The sequence below is a fragment of the Streptomyces sp. NBC_01716 genome, from assembly GCF_036248275.1.
Classification (GTDB): Bacteria; Actinomycetota; Actinomycetes; order Streptomycetales; family Streptomycetaceae; genus Streptomyces.
Window position 1 is genome coordinate 211,998 of the sequence record NZ_CP109181.1, and the last position, 20,104, is coordinate 232,101.

Here is a 20,104-nt window from a genome sequence, read left to right on the forward strand (position 1 = left end):
CCGGGGGCGCTCCCCCGGGACCACACGCGGTACGGGCGCCCGTGCGTTCGCCCGCGTCAGCGCGGCAGTTCCTCCTCGTGCAGTTCCTTGACCTGACTGTCCGTCAGAGCCTTGTCGTAGACGCGCACCTGGTCGACCGATCCGTTCCAGAAGTCGCCCTTCGCACCGTCGTACTTGGCGCGGCCGACCGCCAGCGGTCCGGTGCTCACGTCGGCCGGACCCGCCGCCACGGTCGCGACGGGCGCGCCGTCGACATACAGCGTGATGTCACCGGACACCGAGTCACGCACTCCGACGAGGTGGTACCAGCGGTCCAACTCGGGCTGGGTCACCAGGCGTGCGCGGTTGCCGCCGGGGGTGCTGAACGCGAACGCGCCCTGGCCGTACTGGAGATAGAACGGATTCTCCGTACGCCGGCCATCCTGGCTGACCGCCGTCGCGTAGTTGCCGGGGAGGGCGCCGAGAGTGACCCATGCCGAGACCGAGTAGCTCTTGGTGGTGTCGACGACCGGTCCTTCGGTCTGCGCGTACTGGCCCTTTCCGTCGAAGTCCAGTGCCGTGCCGTTGACGCCCGGTGTCCAGGCGGGGTCACCGACGAGGCTCAGCGGTTTGCCGTTGGGGCCGGTGTCCCGGGACGTGGTGCCCTTGCCCTCGTCCAGCGGCCAGTGCCCGCCGCCGCTCAGCTCGTCGCGCTTGCCGGCCTCGGCGCCGGCCTTGATGACCTTCAGGTTGATGGCCCGCACCCGCGCGGGGTCGACCTTGAGCTGCCGGCGGTCGTAGGTGTAGAAGCCGTTGAGCTCGTTCTCCAGGTCGCTGACCTGGGTGTAGACGGAGCCCGACAGCTCGGCGTTCGCCGCTTCGAGGTAGAAGTCGGTGGTGTTCTGCACGTACTTCGCGGTGAGCGCGTCCTTGTCCGCCACCCCGCTGTAGATCGCCGCGGGCGGGCCGGGCCACATGTGCCCGGGGGTACGGAGCGTGAAGCCGCCGTGCTCACCGTCCATCGCGGCGCGGTGGTCGGGGAACGGGGCGTCGTTGTTCACGTAGTCGTGGTGGTCGATGATCTCGCCCTTGCCCGAATCCCCCTTGGACGAGCAGCAGTTGACACCACTGTGCGCGTTGACGATCCGGGAGGGGTCGGTCTGCTTCACCGATTCGGCGATCCGGCCGGTCTCCTCACGGTTCCACTCGCCCCAGCCCTCGTTGAAGACGATCCAGCCGATGACGGAGGGCGAGTTGTGCAGCTGCCGCATCATCTGCTTGCCCTCGTCGACGAAGGTCCGCCGCCCCGCCTCGCTGGTGATGTCGCTGGAGACGAAGTCCTGCCAGACGAGCAGACCGAGCTTGTCGGCGTGGTGGTAGAAGCGGGCCGACTCGACCTTGATGTGCTTGCGTACGGCGTTGAAGCCCAGCTTCTTCTGGGCTTCGAGGTCGAAGGCGAGCGCCGCGTCGCTGGGCTGGGTGTAGAGGCCGTCGGGCCAGAATCCCTGGTCCAGCATGGCGAGGGAGAAGACCGGCTTCCCGTTGAGCACGAGCTTCTGGTAGCCGCCGACCTCCTCGACGCCGACGGACCGCATGCCGAAGTAGCTGTCGACGCTGTCGGTGGAACGGCCGTCGGTGAGGGTGACGTCGAGGTCGTAGAGATACGGGTCGTCGGGCGTCCAGAGCCGCTGGTTCTTGACCGGGAGGCGCAGTTCGGTGCCGGGCCGGCCGCTGACCGTCGAGACGATCCTGCCCTTGGCGTCGCGTGCGACGGCCCTGACCTTGGCGTCGGGTGAGGCCTTGGCGGAGTTGACGGTGACGGCCAGGGTGCGGGACTCGATGTCGGGCGTGGTGACGAGTTCGTCGACCGCCGCCGTGGCGACCGGCTCCATCCAGACCGTCTGCCAGATGCCCGACGACTGCGTGTAGACGATGCCGCCGGGGTCGGTGGACTGCTTGCCCATCGGCTGGTTGGGGCCGTTGGTGTCCGTGACGGCGACGACGATCTCCTGGGGACCCTTGCCGTCGTTCTTGAGGGCGTCGGTGATGTCGGCGCTGAACGCCGTGTAGCCGCCGGTGTGTTCGGTGACCTGGGTGCCGTTGACCCAGACGCGGGTCGCGTAGTCGACGGCGTCGAAGTTGAGCTTCAGGCGCTTGCCGCTGCCGACCTTCCAGTTCTTCGGGACGTCCACGAGCTTGCGGTAGAACATGTGGTCCTCGTGGCGTTCGAGACCGGAGAGCTGCGACTCGACCGGGAACGGCACGATGATCTTCTCGTCCAGGTCCTTGCCGAAGACGGGCAGTTCATCCTTCTCCGCGCCCGCGAACTGCCAAGGCCCGTTGAGGTTCTTCCAGTTGTCCCGCACCTGCTGCGGACGGGGGTACTCGGGCAGCGGGTTGTTCCGGTCCAGCTTGTCGCCCCACTCGGTGGTGAGCCGGTGCGTGGAGTCGTTGGCCGCCGTGCGCATGATCTCGGGCACGGTCTCGCCGCCGGCCTGGAGGCCGCCCTGACCGTCGTAACGGAAGCTGACCCGCTGGTCCTTCTGGACCGGCGCCTTCAGCGCGACGTCCAGGGAGTAGGGGTCTCCGGGGGTGCGGGCGACGGAGGAGAGCGGCATCGGGGTCGTGTCGACCTCGACCTTCAGATGGTCCTTGACGGCGGCGATCGTGCCGCCGACCTTGGACTCGAAGGTCGCGCGCAGCCGCCGGCCGTCCTTACCGACCGCCAGGGAGACCGGGTAGATCTCGAAGTCGGCCGGCGGGGTGAACGCCGACCCGGGGACGATCTGCTTCTGGATCCCGGCGCCCGACCAGCGCAGGAACATGTTCGCGCCGCCGGTGTCCTGGAACATCTCGACCCGGATCTCCTGCGGCTCACCGGCGGTGAGCGTCACCGGTTCGCTGGTCTGCTCCCTGTCCCAGTCCGGCTCCCAGTGGTCGATCACCGCCTTGCCGCCGATCCACACCCGGAAGCCGTTGTCGCCGATCGCGTAGAAGGTGTAGTCGCCGCTCGCGGGGGCCTCGATACTGCCGGTCCAGCGAGCGGTGGTGTGCTCCGTACGACCGGTCAGCGACTCGAACGTCGTTGCCAGGCCCGGGAATTCGATCTGCGGGTCGAGGGACACTCCCCCGAGGTCGGCGAAGTCGCGCGCACCGGGCGCGGACATGCTGAAGTACTCGCCCTTGAGGCCGTGCACCTCGTCCGCGGGCGCGACGGCGGACGGGACGTCGCTGGTACCGGCGGCGGTCGCGGCCGGCGTGAAGGCGCTCGTCGGCAGGAGGAGTGCAACGGCGAGCAGGAGCGAGCGCAGCAGGGGGCGGGAGCGGAGCGGTGGGCGTGAACGGGTGGCGGGCTTGCGTCTCATGGAAGTCCTCGATGTTCTCGCGCGGACGGGGGCGGAAGGGTTTCGTCCCGGGGCATTACAACGTTGGAAAGAGTCCGCAGCGGAATGACAGCACGCGCGCTCGGCGGGTGTCCAGAGTTACGACAGAAGGTGTTCGCGGTACGCGGGTGGCGCGAGAGGGCCCGTGGTGACACGTGGTGGAGAAATCACGTTGCCGCGGGCGGGGTTTCGCCTCTACCGTCGGTCCCATGAAGCGTGCCGCCATGACGACGACGCCGGAGAGTGTCCCGGCGCGCTGACTGCTGATCCAGTTCGAAGCCCCGGGGCGGCGAGTACCCGGGGCTTCGTCACGTGGTCACTCGCTCCGCACCAGCGAGGAGACCACGATGCACGACCACCGCAGACTCGGCCGCGAATTGGGCCTGTTCGACACCGATCCGCTGATCGGCGCCGGGCTGCCGTACTGGCTGCCCGACGGCGCGACCGTACGGCACGTCCTGGAGGAGTACATCCGCGGCATGGAGCGGCGCGCCGGCTACCGGCATGTGTACTCGCCGGTGCTGGGAAAACGGGAGTTGTACGAGATCTCCGGGCACTGGGCGCACTACAAGGACGACATGTTCCCGCCGATGGATCTGGGCGGTGAAGAGTTCGTCCTGCGGCCGAGCCTCTGTCCGCACCATGCGCTGATCTACCGGTCCCGCGCCCACAGCTACCGCGAACTGCCGCTCCGGATGGCCGAGTTGGGCGGCATGTACCGCTCCGAGCTGTCCGGGGTGCTGGGCGGTCTCACCCGCGTACGGTCGATCCAGCTCAACGACGCGCACGTCTTCTGCACCCCGGACCAGGTGGCCGGAGAAGCGGGCGCCGCGCTGGAGCTGATCCGGCGGGCGTACGACGCGCTCGGCATCCGCCCGGCGCGCTTCCGGCTCTCGCTGCCGGGCCCCGGCGGGAAGTACGTGGCCGATCCGGCGCTGTGGGAGCGGTCCGCGGCGCTGCTGACCGGGGTCCTCGACGGCTCGGGCGTCGCGTACGAGGCAGTGGAGGGCGAGGCCGCGTTCTACGGTCCGAAGATCGACGTCCAGATCGCCGACGAGGCCGGGCGCGAGTCGACCCTGTCGACCGTCCAGGTCGACTTCCACCAGCCGGAGCGGTTCGACCTGAGTTATGTCGGCGCGGACGGTGCCAGGCACCGGCCCGTGATGATCCACCGCAGTGTCATCGGCAGTGTGGAGCGCGCCGTCGCACACCTCGTGGAGCGGCACGGCGGGGCGTTCCCCGGCTGGCTCGCGCCGACCCAGGTCGTGGTGCTGCCCATCTCCGACACCGAACTCCCGCAGGCCGCCGAGCTCGTGGAGCGTTGTGCGGAGCGGGGGCTGCGGGCGGAGGTTTCGGGGCCCGAGCACGGCACCCTGGGCGCGCGTATCAGGGCGGCCAGGCTGGTGCCGTACCAGGCGGTGATCGGGGCGCGGGAGGCCGCCGGGGACTCGGTGGCGCTGCGGCTGCGGGACGGGCGGCGCGTGGACGCCCTGCCGGCTGCGGAACTGCTGGACCGTGTCGGTGCGCTGGCCGGCGCGTTCAGCACCCGCCTCTGGGACGAGGAGAAGGAGGAGGGCGAGGAAGGCGGGGCAGGACCACGGTCCCGGTCCCAGGGCCGAAGCACCTGATCGCCCCGGTCGACGGGCCGGCCGCTCGGAGCGGGTCGCCGTGGCCAGGGAACGAGCGGTGAAGGGCGCCCACGCCGTGCCCAGCGTGATGTCCGGATCCCGCCGGCGGGCGCGATCTCCCGGCGGCACTCTCGGCAGCGGAACGAGAGTGACCCAAGAGGCGGAGAGACGATGAAGACCATCAACCGGGCGGGCCGGACGGGCGATCGTGTCGCCGCGCAGGACTGGGACGCGATCGCCGGGGATCTCGACGCGTACGGCAGCGCCCTCACCGGACAGCCGCTCCTCTCCCCCGCCGAGTGCCGCGCGATCTCCGCGCTGTACGAGGACGGCGAGCGGTTCCGTACGACCGTCGACATGGCCCGGCATCGATTCGGGTCCGGGCAGTACCGCTACTTCACCCACGAGCTCCCCAACCCGGTACGGGAGTTGCGTGCCGCGTTCTACCCCCGGCTGCTGCCGGTCGCGCGCGACTGGGCCGGGAAGCTGGGCCACCCCGCGCCCTGGCCCGACTCGCTGGACGAGTGGCTGACGAGGTGTCACGAGGCAGGGCAGGCCAAGTCGGCCCAGATCCTGCTCCGTTACGGCTCCGGCGACTGGAACGCCCTGCACCGGGACGTCTTCGGCGACATGGTCTTCCCGCTCCAGGTCGTCGTCGGCCTGGACGTCCCGGGAACGGACTTCAGCGGCGGCGAGTTCATCATGACCGAGCAGCGTCCGCGCACCCAGTCGCGGGGCTCGTCGGCCACGATCCCGCAGGGCCACGGGCTGGTCTTCACCACCCGCGACCGGCCCGTACGCTCCGTGCGGGGCTGGTCGAACGCGCCCATGCGGCACGGCGTGAGCACGGTGCGCTCCGGCCACCAGCACACCCTCGGGCTCGTCTTCCACGACGCCGGCTGATCCGGGCGCCGCCCGAGCCGTCCGACGCGGCGCCAGGACGCCGCGCCTGGACGGCACGCCGCAGCGTTGCCGGTCCCGGCCCGTCCGCGAGTGGAGAATCCAGAAATGACGGATTCCTCACCAGACGCCGGATTCAGCGGGCAGACGCAGAGCGACGGCCAGAGCCCCACACCGTGGCGGGCGTTCCTGCGCACCGAGACAGGCAGCGCGGCCGTTCTGCTGACCGCCGTGCTGGCCGCGCTCGCCTGGGCGAACGCCGACCTCTCGATGTACGACCGATTCTGGCGCACGCATGTGGGGCTGTCGTTCGGATCGCGGAGTCTCTCCCTCGAACTGCGCGACTGGGTCAACAGCGGCCTGATGGCGGTGTTCTTCTTCGTCGTCGGTCTTGAGGCCCGGCGCGAGCGGGACCTGGGCGAGTTGCGGGACTCGCGGCGTATCGCGCTGCCGGTGTTCGTCGGGGTCAGCGGGATGCTCGTGCCCGTCGCGATCTATCTGCTCATCAACGCCGGGGACGGCGAGATCCACGGCTGGGGCGCCGCGATGTCCACGGACACCGCGTTCGCCCTGGGCATGCTGGCTCTGCTCGGCAAGCGCCTGCCCACGGGGCTGCGTACGTTCATCCTGGCCGTGACCGTCGTCGACGACTTCGTGGCCCTCGGGGTCATCACCTTCGGATACAGCGAGAGTGTCGCGCCCGTGGCGCTGCTGGTGGCCCTCGCCATCCTCGGCGTGATCGTGCTGCTGCGTCACGAGGGCGTACGCCGGGGCGGCTGGTACGCGGTGCTGGCGACCGCCGCGTGGGTCGCCACGTGGGAGTCCGGCGTCGACCCCGTCGTGGTCGGGCTGGTGATGGGGCTGCTCACCTTCGCTTACCCCGCCGCCCGAGGCGATCTGGAGCGCGCAACCGGTCTCTTCCGCCGGTTCAGGGAGCAGCCGACACCGGAGCTCGAACGCACGGCCCGGATCGGGCTCGCGACGGCGATCTCGCCCAACGACCGGCTGCTGCGGATGTACCACCCGTGGTCCAGCTATGTGATCGTGCCGGTGTTCGCGCTGGCCAACGCCGGGATCAGGATCAGCGGTGACGAACTGTCGCAGGCGTTCACCTCCCCCGTCACGCTGGGCATCGTGTGCGCCTTCGTCGCGGGCAAGCCGATCGCGGTCCTCAGCGCCGCGTGGCTGACCGATCACTTCAGCCACGGCCGGCTGCGCCCGCCCGTCGGGTGGGGCGCGGTCGCCGCCGGCGGGACGATCGCGGGCGCCGGGTTCACGGTGTCCCTGCTGATCGCCACCCTCGCCTTCGACGGCGAGCAACTGGAGAACGCGAAGATCGGCACGCTCACCGCGCTGCTCGGCTCTTTCGTGCTGACCTGGGCCGTGAGCGCCGTGATCGGGCTGCTGCCGAAGCGGCGCCGTATCCGGGCCCTACTCGGCACCGCCGAGTCGATCATCGACCTCGCGGTCCCCGTCGATCCCGAACTCGACAAGATCCGCGGCCCGTTGGAGGCACCGGTCACGGTCGTGGAGTACGGCGACTTCGACTGCCCCTACTGCGGGAGGGCCGAGCCGGTCATCCGGGAGCTGCTGGCCGACTTCGGAGACGTGCGCTACGTGTGGCGGCACCTGCCGCTGACCGACGTGCACCCGGGCGCGATGCTCGGCGCGGAGGCGTCGGAGGCCGCCCACGACCAGGGCGCGTTCTGGGAGATGCACGATCTCCTGCTCGCACGCGAGGGCACGCTCCGGTTCGCGGAGGCACTCCGCATCGCGGACGACCTCGGTCTGGACACGGAGCGCTTCGAGCGGCATCTGCGGCGCCACAAGGGGGCGGGGCGGATCGACGACGATGTGGACTCCGCCGACCTGAGCGGGGTGTCGGGGACGCCGACGTTCTTCATCAACGGGCGGCGGCACCACGGGGCTTACGACATCGGCCACCTCTCGGCGGCGGTGCGGACCGCCCGGCAGCAGGCGGCGATCGCCGAGCCGGACTCGTGACGCGGGAGCGCCGTTGCCGTTGCCGTTGCCGTTGCCGTTGCCGTTGCCGTTGCCGTCAGGTGCTCAACGGGTCGCCGTCGACGGCGAGTTCCTCCGCCGCCCGTTCGAGGGCTTCCCGGTGGCCGAAGAGGCCGGGCAGTCCGCCCGAGTGCAGGAAGACCGTGCGCCGGCCGGGTGTGATCTCGCCCGACTCGACAGCGGCGGTCAGCCCGGCCATCGCACGGCCGGTGTAGATGGGGTCGAGCACCATGCCCTCGGTGCGGGCGGCCAGGGTCAGGGCGGTCATGGATGCCTCGGTCAGCACGGGGTAGCCGGCTCCGACCTGGTCGTGACGGATCCGCAGGGACTCCGTCGGACAGTGCGTACCGGAGAGACCGGAGGCCAGGTCCGACACGACGCGGGCGGGCTCGGCGAGGGCTCCGCAGTGGACGCCCAGCACCCGCTCGGGCCCTAGGGCGTGTTTGAGAAGTAGCGTCGTCCGCCCATTGGGCGGGGCCCACGGCGTCTGGTGCGTGCGATCGCAAGGCGGAGGATCAGCCTCGTACTGGACGTACTTGGATGACTCCGACAACGCAGCGAGCGCGCGTGCCAGGCGTCGTGGGCCAGACGGGACTTCTCAAACACGCCCTAGCGACTCGACCAGTCCGGCCATGGTGCCCCCGGAGCCGAGCGCGACCACGACGCACGCCAAGTCGGGTGCCTGGGTGAGGAGTTCCTGTCCGCACTCGACATAGCCGCGGGCGCCGAGCACGCTGGAGCCGCCGAAGGGGATCAGCGCGGGGACGGCGCCGCGGTCCCGCAGGGTGCCTGCCACATGCCGGGCGGTGGAGGCGAGTTCCTCCTTGCCGCCGTCACCGGCCCACACCACCCGCGCGCCGAACAGACCGTCGAGGGTGAGATTGCCCGACTCGGACGCTCCCGGTTCGCCGGACAGGACGAGGACGACGTCGAGCCCGAGCCGGGCGCCCGCCGCCGCGGTGAGGCGTGCGTGGTTGCTCTGCGGGGCGCCGGTCGTCACCAGGACGTCGGCGCCGTCGGCGAGCGCCGTCCCGCAGGTCCATTCGAGTTTGCGTACCTTGTTGCCACCGCCGCCGAGACCGATGAGGTCGTCGCGTTTGGCCCACAGGTCGTCGGCGCCGAGGCCGAGTGCGCGGGCCAGCCGTGGCATCGGTTCGAGCGGGGTCGGATAACTGCCGAGCGTGACGCGGGGCTGCTGCCCGTCGCCCATGGACTTGGTCACCATGGCTCTACTCTGCCCGCTCGCTCCGCGACTCGCCGGTGCCGTCGGTGGCGTGTTCCGTTGTCCGGTCCACCGCCGTACGCCCGACCAGCCGTTCGTAGCGCTGGCGGGCGGCCTGCGGGGTGCCGAGACCGAGGCCGAAGGCGACCTCCTGCCACGTCATCCCCCGGCCTCGCGCCATCTGGAGCAGCCCCGCTTCCAGTTCGTCCATGTCCCCCCGCGCGCGCGGCACCAGGCTCAGAGCCGCGGTGATGTCCGCGTGGTCGACCTCCGGCTCGTCCGCTTCCCGCTTCGCCGCCCCGCTGAGCAGGAACGACACGAGCCTGACGGCTTCGTGCGGCGCGATGACGGACGGATGCGCCTGCCTGCGGCGCTGAGCGTCGGTCGCCGCGTGCCGCTCGGCGATACGGAACAGGGACGCGTGCACACGGTGCGCACGGGCCTGGTCCGGGTCGGGAGGGCTGAAGAGGTCGGAGACGTGCTGGTCAGGAGTCGATGACATACGGCAAGCATGCGTCGGCGCACATACTGATGTCAACCATCCATGTTGAACACTCTGTTCACACCTTCCACTGGGGCTCAGGGGCGGTAGACCTCACCCGGCTCCGGGACCGCCGGAGCGAAGAGCTGAGGAACGGTCACGAACGTGAAGCCCCGCTCCTTCAACTGCCTGATGATCCCGGGCACGGCCGGAACCGTCCCGTCATAGATGTCATGGAGCAGGATGATCCCGTCGGCGGACGCGTCGTCCACGATGCGGCGCTCGATGAGGGCGGAGTCGGTCGTGGAGTAGTCCTTGGCCGTCGCGCTCCAGAGGATCTGCGAGAGACCGAGCTCGCGGGAGACGTCCGTGACGTCGCCGTTGGTACGGCCCTGGGGCGGGCGCATCAGCGTGGGCCGGCGGCCGGTGATCTTCTCGATGGCGTCCTGCGTGCGGCCGAGTTCGTCGCGTATCGCGGCCCGGTCGAGATCGGTGAGTACGCGGTGGCTCCAGGTGTGGTTGGCGACCTCGTGCCCCTCCGCCGCGATGCGGCGCACGGTGTCGGGATGGGCCAGCACATGGTTCTTGCCCAGCAGGAAGAAGGTGGCCGGCACCTTCTCCTTCTTGAGGATGTCGAGCAGCCGGGGCGTGTCCTTGCCGGGGCCGGCGTCGAAGGTGAGGGCCACGCACGTGACTTCGGCGCAGTCGACGGAGCCGTACCGCCCCTTGCCGTCACCTCCCGAATCCCCTCTGACCGTGGCGGGCGAGACGGTCTGTGTGCCACAGCCGGTGAGGGTCAGCGCGAGGGTCGCGACGACGGCGAGCGCGGCGGCGACCGTACGGCGCACGGTTGCGAACGGGCTGATTTCGGGCATGGCGGAGCCAGGTGTGGCGGTTCTGGGCATGACGGAGCTCTCTCTGTGTTCTCGCCGCGCCCCGAGAAGGGTCCGCAGGGGGCGAGTGCTTACATCCGGTTTCCGTCACCGCGAGTGGGTGCGGAATCAGCTGAATGGATCCGGGCAGGACGGAACACGCCAGGCCAGGGCGGGTCCCATGACATGCGGATCACTATACACACGATGTATACGCAGAGTTTATAGAGGTCCGGAAGGCGCCCCTCTGCGCGCACCAATACGGTGAACCCACCCAATTCGCAGGTAGCGGTGCCCAGTTACGGGAACAGGGTCCGGGACAGGCAAGGAACTGATCCGACGGACAGGCTCCTGGCCCTCGTCCGAGGAGGCCACCGAAACGATGGACGTCAACCTCACGCTCGTCCTGGCGGTCGCCGCCGTCGCGTGCCTCGCGATGCTGATCGCGACGGTCGTTCTGTTCGTCAAGGTCTTCCGGACCCGCGCGCTGCTGCGCCAGGCCGGGGTACCGCTGAGCAACCGCGCCGCGTACTGGGGTGCCCTCATCTATGTGGTGAGCCCGGTCGATCTGCTGCCCGACCCCGTCTACCTCGACGACATCGGCGTCCTGCTGCTCGCCCTGCGCTCCCTGCACGCGGTGTCGGCCAAGGCGGTGGGCGGTCCGCGACGAAGGGAGCGGCAGCGCACCGACGCGTGAGCCCTCGGGGGTACCGGCCTCCAAGCGGCGAATCGGCTCTGCGATCCTGGCGGCATGGTGTTCACCCCGTCGGCTCCCGCGCCGATCTCGGCGGATCCGCCCACCGCGTCGACCGGTCTCCTGCTCACGCAGTCCTGGCTCGATCTGGCCTTTCTGCACTGGGCGGCCGACCCCGCGGACGTGGCGCCGCTCCTGCCGCCGGGCACGGTCCCGGACACCCTGCACGGCAAGACCTACATCGGACTGGTCGCGTTCCGGATGCACCGGGTGGGCTGGTTCCGGCTGCCCGGCATTCCGTATCTGGGGACCTTTCCCGAGACCAACGTCCGTCTCTACTCGGTGGACGCGCACGGGCGCCGCGGCGTGGTCTTCCGCTCGCTCGACGCGTCGCGGCTGATACCGGTCGCGGTCGCGCGAGCGGCGTTCCGGCTGCCGTATCTCTGGTCACGCATGAGCGTCGAACGGAGCGGCGACACCTTCACGTACACCAGCAGACGGCGCTGGCCCGGCCCCCGGGGCGCGGGCAGCCGTATCGAACTGCGGGTCGGTGGGCGCCTGGAGGAGCCGAGCGAGCTCGAACACTTCCTGACCGCGCGCTGGGGCATGCACAGCACGTTCTTCGGCCGGCAGATGTATCTGCCGAACGCGCACCCGCGCTGGGCGTTGCACCACGCGGATCTCGTGGAGTGCACGGAGGATCTGGTGACGGCGGCGGGACTGCCCGCGCCTGCCGGGGACCCGGTGAGCGTGCTGTACTCGCCGGGCGTCCCGGTGAGTTTCGGACGGCCGGCGCGTCCGGGCGGCATCCCGACTCCGTGACGCGATGGGCGTCGCCGGAACAACACCCGCGTCCAGGGCCCTGAACGCGAAGGATCGCGGACGAGGAGTCCCGTCCGCGATCCTTCATGCACCGTGAAGTGGCCCTCGCCGGGCCCCTGTTCGGTCAGCTGACCCGGTGGACCAGCTGGGTGTTCAGTTCGTAGCGCGCGGCGGCGATCTCCAGCTCGCCCGTAGCCACCTTGGCGGCGAGATCCGGCTCACCCGCCAGCCGCGAACGGACCAGTTCGGCCTGCGCGCTGACCGTGGCGTCCACCCGCGCGTCGCCCTCCTGCGAGTGGTCGATCGCGGGCTTGATCTGGTCGGCTATGTACTGGATGTGGGCGGGCAGGGGCTCCCCGGTCTCCTCCGCGTGCACGGCCGCGGACACGGCGCCGCACGACTGGTGACCGAGGACGAGGACCAGCGGGATGCCGAGTTCCAGGACGCCGTACGCGACGCTGCCGAGCACGGCCTCGTCCAGGACCTCACCGGCCGAGCGGACGGTCATGAGGTCACCGAGCCCCTGGTCGAAGACCAGCTCCGGCGGAACACGGGAGTCGATGCAGCCGAGTATCAGGGCGAACGGGACCTGGCCGGAGACCAGTTCCTGCCGCACCGCCCTCGACTCGTTCGGGTGCTGCTGCTTGAAGGTGCGCCACCGGCGGTTGCCGACCGAGAGTTCGGCCAGCGCGGCGGCGGGTGTGGAGGGCCTCTTGGTACGCGAGATGGGGGTCCGGGTGACGGCGCCCGCCGGCCCGGCCCCGCCGATGAGTGCGCTTCCGGCGGCGGTCGAGAGCGCCGCGGTGGCAACGGAAGCACGGAGCAGCGCGCGGCGGCTGGTCGTCACCGGCGTCTGTGCGTGTGGGGTGATTTTCACGTACGGAAGCTAACGCCCGTAATATTAACGGACTTTCATGCATGCCAACTCTTGGTGTGCCCTTGAACATCCCTTGGCTATGCGTGATCCGAGTGTGACAACTGACGGTCTTTTCGCGACGGTCGGTTGCCGAAGAGGCCGCTGAACGCCCGGTCAGCTCACCCCGCGCGGGCGGAACTGAATGCTGATGCGCGCCCCGACGGCACGCGCGGTCTTGGGGATCGCGTGCTCCCAGGTGCGCTGACAGGAGCCGCCCATCACGATGAGGTCGCCGTGCCCGAGCGGCTGTCGGATGACGGAGCCGTGGCGCCGCCGGGGCCGTAGCGTCAGATCGCGTGGGGCGCCGACGGAGAGGATCGCGACCATGGTGTCCTCGCGGGAGCCCCGGCCGGTGCGGTCGCCGTGCCAGGCGACTCCGTCGCGGCCGTCCCGGTAGTAGCAGAGGCCGGCGCTCACGAAGGGCTCGCCCAGTTCGCCGGCGTAGTACGCGCTCAGCGCCTCGCGCGCCTCCGTGAGAACGGGATGCGGCAGCTCCTCCCGCCTCCCGTCCCGTTCTCCGTAGAAGGCGAGCAGCCTCGGCACGGCCACCACCCGCTCGTACATCTGCCGGCGCTCGGCGCGCCAGGGCACGCCGGCGGCCAGTTCCCCGTGCAGGGCGTCGGCCCCCGTGAGCCAGCCGGGGAGCAGGTCGATCCACGCGCCGTCGCCGAGCACGGTCCGCCGGACGTCCCTGAGCGGACCGAGACGGATCTCGTCGGTCTGATCGAAGAGCGACCCCTGCGCGTGTGCTGCCATGCGTCCAGCATAACCACACGCTCGAACGTATGAGCGATTACAACGTTCGGGTGCCGCGCCGCCGTGCTGTGCTCAGCCCAGGTCCTCCCGCCGCTCCAGCCACTCGCGCGGAACGGCGTCCACTCCCGTACGCGCGCCCACGATGCCGCCGGTGATGGCGCATGTGGTGTCGACGTCGCCGAAGGCCTCGGCCGTCGACCACAGCGCGGCCTCCAGGTCGTCGTGGTGGCGGACCGCCGACCAGACGGCGAACGGGACGGTGTCGTCGGCCCGGATACGCTGTCCGTTGCCGAGGATGTCCGACGCCTTCCAGGGCTCGGTACCGAAGGGCACATCCGCCGCCCGCGCCAGACCGTCCCGTACGGTGCCCTCCGGCGTGGCCTCCGCGACCGCCGCGAGCGACAGCTCACCGCGCGCCGAGAGCGCGGCGGCGACCGCGACGGCCACCGCGCCCGCTATGCCCTGCGGATGGGCATGGGTCACCTCGGCCGACAAAGCGGCCTGTTCCACGACGCGTTCGAGGTCGTCCGCGAACCAGGCGCCGAGCGGCGCGACCCGCATCGCCGCCCCGTTGCCGAGGCTCCCGCCCTCGAAGAGGGTGGGAGCCAGGGTCCGCCAACTCGCTGGTTCCGCCAGGAGTTGGGGCAGCAGGATGTGCATGCCGTGCCCGTAACCGCGCCCCGGGTCGGCGTCGAAGCCGAGCGCGAAGCAGTGGGCGAGACGGTCCTGGTCGATGAGGCCGCACTGGTCGAGGACGCGCTGGACGGCGAGCGCCATCGCCGTGTCGTCGGTCCAGTGCCAGTCGGGCTCCCGCGGCATGGTGCGGGCCTTGATCTCCGCGTACGCCTGGGGCCGGTCCCGGAAGAGCGGGAACCAGCGCTCGCCGAAGGCGTCGCCGAGGGCGAGCCCTTCGAGACTCCGGCGGGCGGCTTCGCGGCCGGTGACGGGAGAGGGCGAGGAGGGCGTTTCAGGAGTGGTGCGTGGCCGGTCCGGAGGTCGCGTCTGTGGCGTCACGCGCCCCATGGTGTCGCGCGGCCTCCGGCCGTACATCCCCTTTCCGACCACGCGTGGCCGGTGACCGCACTCAGCTGAAGCAGTTCGCCGGGCGGGCGTTCGCGGGGTCGAGGGCTCCCAGCACCATCCGGTACACCACGTCGCTGTAGGCGATCCCCAGATGCGCGCTCATGTCGACCGCGCACGCGTCCTGGAGGTCGAGGTTCTCCACCGGGGCGTCGGGGCCCGCCGCGAGGTACTGCTGGCGGTAGGGGGTGACCACTTCGTCGGTGCGTGTGACGACGGTCGTGTAGCGCACGCCGGGCATGGTGTCGCCTCCGGCATCGAGCCGTGCGTTGACGTCCGAGCCGATCGTCTGGTCCTTCGCCGCCTGTCCGGCCATCTGCGCCGTGGTGTCGAGCACCCGCAGCGACCTGGCGAGGGTCGCCATGCCGGAGGCCGTCGTCCCGTGGTTGCTCGGCGCGATGCCCACCAGCCGGTGGGTCTTCGCCGCACCGCCCTCGAACTTGAGGTACCAGCGCGGCAGCAGCCCGCCGCCCTGGGAGTGTCCGACCAGGTCGGCCTTCTCCGCCCCGGTGGCGTCCAGGACCTTGTCGACGAAGGTGGCCACCTCCTTGGCGGACTCGGGGACATGGCCTCTCGCCTTGAACACATCGCCTTCGGGCGCGCCGTAGTTGAGGGCGTAGACGCAGTAGCCGGCCTTCTTCAGTACGGGCGAGAGTCCCGACCAGTTGGCGTAGGCGTTCGCCCAGGTGCCGTGGATCAGTACGACGGGACGCGGGTGGGCGGCGCTCGGCCGGCAGGTCCAGTCGTTGGCGCCGGACGGCGACATCTCGGGAGCCGCCTGCGACCGGGTGAACGCCGCGGAGAACTCCGCCAGGCCGGTGTTGGGGGCGACCGCCGAGGCGCGGGCGGAGCCGGAGGGGAAGGAACCGGACGGAATGGAGGGGGAGGGAATGGAGGGGGACGAGGACGAGGGCGTCGCGGCCGCGACGGCGATCAGTGTGGATCCGACCAGTGCGGCGGCGGCATGTCCGAGCTTCAACAGGGCTCCCGTGCGTGAGGCCTCCGCTCGGTCCCGTACCTGGTCCCGGCCGCGTAGCTCCGGGACACGGGGCGGAGGAGGGCGTCTTTCGATGACGCCCGCCATCCGATCCCATGGGGATTCCCCCGGGCGGGATTGCCCCATCGGTGGGCGCGGAGCGCGCCGTCAGGTACGGGTGGGCCGTGCTCAGGAGCGGGCGGCGAAGGGCGGGTGCGTTCCGTTGAGGTAGTGGTCGCCGATGTCGCGCAGCCGGTGGACGGATGAGCTCTGCGCGGTCAGCGCACGGGCGTTGCGCCAGAATCTGTCGAGCGCCGGGCCACCGTCGAAGGACGTCGCCGCTTCGGTGAGTTCGAGGATGCGGGTGGTGATGTCGACGGCGGACCTGCCGGTGACGGCCTCGGCCGCGGCGACGAGGACGGCGATCTCGGCGCGTTCGTCCATGCCGATGTCCCGCCCGGTGCGCAGCCCTTGCTCCAGGGCGTCCGTCGCGCGATCCACGACGGCGGCTGCGGTGTGGGCCGCGGTCGCCAACTCCCCGTACGCGAGCAGGAGATACGGGTCCCCGCTCGGACGTACGGCATATGTGGCGGCATCAGGCGCCTCGGAGCGCGGCGCGCGCCGTACGGCCCGGCTGACGTCACGGGCCTCGGCGAGAGCGCCCTCCGCGATGCCGAGCGCCACATGGCTGAGGACGAGCCGCAGCGCGAGCGGCGCGAGCGCGGTGTACGCGGAGACGGCGTGTTCGTCGCGTGGCATCGCGCCGAGGATATGGCCGGCTTCCACGGGCACGTTGTCGAAGTCGACGCTGCCCGCGCCGGTGAGCCGCTGGCCGAGGCGGTCGTTGTCCGTGCCGGCGAGTACGCCGGGGTGGGCGGGGTTCACGAGTGCGATCAGCAGCTCGCCCGTGCGCGTGGACATCGCGCCGACGACGAGGCGGTCGGCGACGGTGACACCGGCGGCGAAGGTCCTGCTTCCGTTGAGCAGATGGCCCGACGCACTGGGCGAGAGGGTGAGTCCGGGGCCGGTCTCCGGGTCGGGGAGGTCGGTGCCGCCGCCGAGGAGCCAGCCGTGGGCGACGGCGGGCGGCTCGTGTCCGGCTGCCAGGTCTCCCCCGGTCGTACCGAAGAAGCGGCTGCTCCACGAGAGCACGTAGTGCCGCGCGATGAGCTCGCCGATGGAGCCGTCGGCCGCCGCGATCTCGCGGATCACGGCGGCGGCGGTGCGCCAGTCGGCGCCGCCGTGACCGCCGCCCACGTGGCCGCCCGGGTCGTCCGGATCGGGAGAGGGCCCGGAGGCGGGGCCGGTCAGGTTCCGGCCGGGAAGGACGGGTGGTGTCAGGAGCGCGGGCAGACCGGCTTCGCGCAGCCGTGCCACCTCGTCGTACGGCGGCTTGCCCGCCCGGTCGCGGGCGATCGCGTCGGCGGCGAGATCGTCGGCCACCTCCCGTGTGACGCGCGGCCACATGGCCTCGTCGGGCACGGTGGACTTGTGCGGGGCGGCGGTGCGAACCACGGGTTTCGTCGGCACGGTGCCGGCCACCTCCAACATCCCTAGTTTTCCCACTGGATTAGTAGGAATACTGGCACGGACTCATCGCTCCCCCAAGTGCGCGTTCATATGGTGGACTCGCGTCCCGGTCCGCGAAACCAACCGTCGGCCGGGACCTCGCTCACGGGTTGGTCCAGGCCTCCGGATCCGCCGCGAGCGCGGACACACCCTCCGGCAGCCCGGCCGAGGCCACGTCCGCCAGGGTCACCACGTCCAGGATCTGGCGGACGTTGGCCCTGAGGGCGATCCACAGCGGCAGCAGGGACTCGGCGGGGCCGGTGTACGAGAGCTCGGGCGGCCGGACCCCGCGTACCGAGACGAGAGGCCCGTCCACCGCCCGGATGACATCGGCGACGCTGATGGAGTCCGCACCCTTGGCCAGCCGATAACCGCCGTTGCCGCCCCGCCGGCTCACCACCAGCCCGCCCCGGCGCATGTCGTTGAGGATGCCTTCGAGGAACTTGTGCGGGATGTCCTGGGCGGCGGCGATCGCCTCCGCCTTGAGCGGGACCTCGTCGCCGGACATGGCGAGCTCCAGCGCGGCACGTACCGCATAGTCCGCTCTGGCTGAAATGCGCATGCGCGCAGTATCGCGTACGGCTCTGCCCCCGCTCCGGGTCCCGCCTGCCCTTTCTCTCGGACACCTCGCCGTCAGCCCGTGCCGGCGGAGCTCCCCACCGTGTCGAACAGCCGGTTGACGGGGCGCGGCAGCCCGTAGTGCTCGCGCAGCGTGGTGCCCGTGTACTCCGTACGGAAGAGGCCGCGCTCCTGGAGGATCGGCACGACCTGGTCGACGAAGGCCTCAAGGCCCGACGGGAGCAGCGCGGGCATGATGTTGAAGCCGTCCGCGGCGCCGCTGTCGTACCAGTGCTCGATGGTGTCGGCGACCTGTTCGGCGGTGCCCGCGAAGGTGCGGTGTCCGCGGCCCCCGCCGAGCCTGCCGATGAGCTGACGTACCGTCAGGCGCTCGCGTCTGCCCAGCTCCACGACCAGCGTGAAGCGGCTCTTGGCCCCTTCGATCTCGTCCTCGGTGGGAATGCCGTCGGGCAGTTCCTCGTCGAGCACCAGCCGCTCGTCGGGGACGCCGAGGAGGCGGGCCAGCTGCCGGCGGGCGTACTCGGGGACGATGTGCCGGTCCAGCTCGGCGTCCAGTTCCCGCGCGTCGGCCTCCGTGTCGCCGATCACCGGCACGATCCCCGGCAGGATCTTGATGCCGTCCGGGTCACGCCCGAAGGCCACCGCGCGCTGCTTGACGTCCTTGTGGAAGGCGACGCCCTCCTCCAGGGTCTGCTGGGCGGTGAACACCGCCTCCGCGTAGCGCGCCGCGAAGTCCTTGCCGTCCTCGCTGGATCCGGCCTGGACGAGAAGGGGGTATCCCTGCGGGGAGCGCCGTACGTTGAGCGGTCCTTCGACCCGGAAGTGGGGTCCGCGGTGCTCGATCGGCCGGACGCGTTCGGCGAGGGCGTGGACGCCGCGCTCCTTGTCGGCCACCACCGCGTCGTCGGCCCAGCTGTCCCACAACTTCGTGGCCACTTCGAGGAATTCGGCCGCCCGGAGGTAGCGCTCGTGGTGGGGCGGGGTGTCGTCCAGACCGAAGTTGCGGGCGGCGTCGGCGCCTGCCGTGGTGACGATGTTCCAGCCGGCCCGGCCGCCCGAGACATGGTCGACGGAGGCGAACCTGCGGGCCAGGTTGTACGGCTCGTTGTAGCTGGTGGACGCGGTGGCGATGAGGCCGATCCTGGTGGTGACACCGGCGAGGGCGGTCAGCAGGACGGTGGGTTCCAGGATGCTGGAGGGCCGGCGCCCCGGGTCGCCGTGCAGGACGGGCCCGTCCGCGAGGAACAGGGAGTCGAGTCTGCCGCGCTCCGCGATGCGGGCCAGATTCTTGTAGTGCTCGACGTCCGTGCCGTCGCTGGGACTCCGCGGCAGGCGCCAGGCTGCCTCGTGGTGGCCGGCGGTCATCAGGAAGGCGTTGAGGTGCAAGGGCTTACGGTCCGGGTCGCGTGACATGGGTCTTCTTCTCCTGGGGGTTACGGCCGGAGGGACGGCTGCCGGTACGGCTCAGAGCGCGAGATAGCGGCCGTCGTGGAAGAGCAACGGGCGCCGGCTCTCGTCGTGTTGGGCCTCCTCGACCCGGCCCACGACGATCCGGTGGTCGCCGGCGGGGACGAGCTGCTGGATGCTCAGCCGCAGCCAGCCGGCCGTGTCGTCGAGTACGGGGTCACCCTCCGGCAGCCGGTGCCAGGCGGTCGGCGCGGCGAACCTGTCGGCACCGCTGGTCGCGAACGTCCTTGCCAGCGGCTCCTGTTCGGCGCCGATGAAGTTGACGACAGCCGATGACGCGCGCTCGATCGTCGGCCAGGACGATCCCGAGAGGGCGATACCGAACGACACGAGCGGCGGGGCGATGGACAGGGACGTGAGCGAGGTGGCGGTAAATCCAACCGGACCGTGGCCGGCGTCAGCGGTGATGACGACGACGCCCGCCGGATATCGGCGGAATGCTTTCTTGAAGCGCTCCGGGGCAATGCCCGCCGTGAGATTCGACGACACGATGAGAGTCAACGTCTCCCCCAGGAAGAGAAGTGGGATCTGCGGAATTGGGCAGGCGGTGGCCGTGCGGGTCGTGGCCGGTGTGCGCACACGTGGGACCAGGTGAACCAGGGCGTACCGAGCGGACCGAAGGCTCTCGCCGGTGAATCGAGGGGTGGACCGTGGCGCGAGGAGAATTCAGGCGCGAAGGGAATTCAGGCGCGACAACAGAGGCAGGGCACGTACCGCGGAATCCGCTGCCGAATGGTCATGAATTCATTGTCGGCCGT

The 20,104-nt window shown here is 70.7% G+C and carries 18 protein-coding genes; 5 read left to right on the forward strand and 13 right to left on the reverse strand.

The genetic code is table 11. The features are described 5' to 3' along the window. Positions 1-56: 56 nt before the first annotated feature. Positions 57-3,344, reverse strand: a complete 3,288-nt coding sequence (locus tag OIE74_RS01015) for a LamG-like jellyroll fold domain-containing protein (RefSeq protein ID WP_329377362.1) — start codon at positions 3,342-3,344, stop codon at positions 57-59. A gap of 278 nt (positions 3,345-3,622) precedes the next feature. Between OIE74_RS01015 and thrS the strand changes: the two genes are divergently transcribed. The 3 genes from thrS to nhaA all read left to right on the forward strand — a co-directional run bounded on the left by thrS (position 3,623) and on the right by nhaA (position 7,894). Beyond that, positions 3,623-4,990 carry a threonine--tRNA ligase gene (gene thrS / locus OIE74_RS01020; RefSeq protein WP_443076335.1) on the forward strand — a complete coding sequence of 456 codons (1,368 nt, stop codon included), beginning with the start codon at positions 3,623-3,625 and terminating at the stop codon, positions 4,988-4,990. A 171-nt stretch (positions 4,991-5,161) separates the two neighbouring features. After that, complete coding sequence (locus tag OIE74_RS01025) at positions 5,162-5,893, forward strand: 2OG-Fe(II) oxygenase (RefSeq protein ID WP_329377365.1); 732 nt, start codon at positions 5,162-5,164, stop codon at positions 5,891-5,893. A 105-nt stretch (positions 5,894-5,998) separates the two neighbouring features. Beyond that, a complete protein-coding gene (gene nhaA / locus OIE74_RS01030) occupies positions 5,999-7,894 on the forward strand; it encodes a Na+/H+ antiporter NhaA (RefSeq protein ID WP_329377367.1) in 1,896 nt (631 codons plus the stop codon). A gap of 55 nt (positions 7,895-7,949) precedes the next feature. Here the strand turns inward: nhaA and OIE74_RS01035 are convergent, their stop codons facing one another. From OIE74_RS01035 to OIE74_RS01050, 4 genes are all read right to left on the reverse strand, one after another. Further along, a complete protein-coding gene (locus OIE74_RS01035) occupies positions 7,950-8,333 on the reverse strand; it encodes a pyridoxal-phosphate dependent enzyme (RefSeq protein WP_329377369.1) in 384 nt (127 codons plus the stop codon). Positions 8,334-8,510: 177 nt separating this feature from the next. Then, positions 8,511-9,137, reverse strand: coding sequence for a pyridoxal-phosphate dependent enzyme (locus OIE74_RS01040; RefSeq protein ID WP_329377371.1), 627 nt, complete (start codon positions 9,135-9,137; stop codon positions 8,511-8,513). Positions 9,138-9,141: 4 nt separating this feature from the next. Next, on the reverse strand, positions 9,142-9,636 hold the full coding sequence (locus tag OIE74_RS01045) for a DNA-binding protein (RefSeq protein ID WP_329377373.1): 495 nt from the start codon (positions 9,634-9,636) through the stop codon (positions 9,142-9,144). Positions 9,637-9,713: 77 nt separating this feature from the next. After that, positions 9,714-10,490, reverse strand: coding sequence for a polysaccharide deacetylase family protein (locus tag OIE74_RS01050; protein ID WP_329392125.1), 777 nt, complete (start codon positions 10,488-10,490; stop codon positions 9,714-9,716). A 379-nt stretch (positions 10,491-10,869) separates the two neighbouring features. Here OIE74_RS01050 and OIE74_RS01055 point away from each other — a divergent pair, with 379 nt between their 5' ends. Then, positions 10,870-11,184, forward strand: a complete 315-nt coding sequence (locus OIE74_RS01055) for a YkvA family protein (protein WP_329377375.1) — start codon at positions 10,870-10,872, stop codon at positions 11,182-11,184. 54 nt (positions 11,185-11,238) lie between these two features. After that, entirely contained in the window at positions 11,239-12,003 is a 765-nt protein-coding gene (locus OIE74_RS01060; RefSeq protein ID WP_329377377.1) for a YqjF family protein, read from the forward strand. A 124-nt stretch (positions 12,004-12,127) separates the two neighbouring features. Here OIE74_RS01060 and OIE74_RS01065 read toward each other — a convergent pair whose 3' ends face one another. The 8 genes from OIE74_RS01065 to OIE74_RS01100 all read right to left on the reverse strand — a co-directional run bounded on the left by OIE74_RS01065 (position 12,128) and on the right by OIE74_RS01100 (position 19,847). Further along, on the reverse strand, positions 12,128-12,880 hold the full coding sequence (locus OIE74_RS01065; RefSeq protein ID WP_329377379.1) for a carbonic anhydrase: 753 nt from the start codon (positions 12,878-12,880) through the stop codon (positions 12,128-12,130). 153 nt (positions 12,881-13,033) lie between these two features. Then, complete coding sequence (locus tag OIE74_RS01070) at positions 13,034-13,675, reverse strand: alpha-ketoglutarate-dependent dioxygenase AlkB (RefSeq protein WP_329377381.1); 642 nt, start codon at positions 13,673-13,675, stop codon at positions 13,034-13,036. Between the two features lie 72 nt (positions 13,676-13,747). Continuing rightward, positions 13,748-14,689 carry an ADP-ribosylglycohydrolase family protein gene (locus tag OIE74_RS01075; protein WP_329377383.1) on the reverse strand — a complete coding sequence of 314 codons (942 nt, stop codon included), beginning with the start codon at positions 14,687-14,689 and terminating at the stop codon, positions 13,748-13,750. 70 nt (positions 14,690-14,759) lie between these two features. After that, on the reverse strand, positions 14,760-15,734 hold the full coding sequence (locus OIE74_RS01080) for an esterase/lipase family protein (RefSeq protein WP_329377385.1): 975 nt from the start codon (positions 15,732-15,734) through the stop codon (positions 14,760-14,762). A gap of 186 nt (positions 15,735-15,920) precedes the next feature. Continuing rightward, the gene (locus OIE74_RS01085; RefSeq protein WP_329377387.1) at positions 15,921-17,261 is read right to left on the reverse strand and encodes an acyl-CoA dehydrogenase; all 1,341 of its coding nucleotides are present in this window, start codon (positions 17,259-17,261) and stop codon (positions 15,921-15,923) included. Positions 17,262-17,403: 142 nt separating this feature from the next. Continuing rightward, a complete protein-coding gene (locus tag OIE74_RS01090) occupies positions 17,404-17,862 on the reverse strand; it encodes an RrF2 family transcriptional regulator (protein ID WP_329377389.1) in 459 nt (152 codons plus the stop codon). A gap of 71 nt (positions 17,863-17,933) precedes the next feature. Next, positions 17,934-19,292, reverse strand: coding sequence for an LLM class flavin-dependent oxidoreductase (locus OIE74_RS01095; RefSeq protein ID WP_329377391.1), 1,359 nt, complete (start codon positions 19,290-19,292; stop codon positions 17,934-17,936). Between the two features lie 51 nt (positions 19,293-19,343). After that, positions 19,344-19,847, reverse strand: coding sequence for a flavin reductase family protein (locus tag OIE74_RS01100; protein WP_443075991.1), 504 nt, complete (start codon positions 19,845-19,847; stop codon positions 19,344-19,346). Positions 19,848-20,104 lie beyond the last annotated feature (257 nt).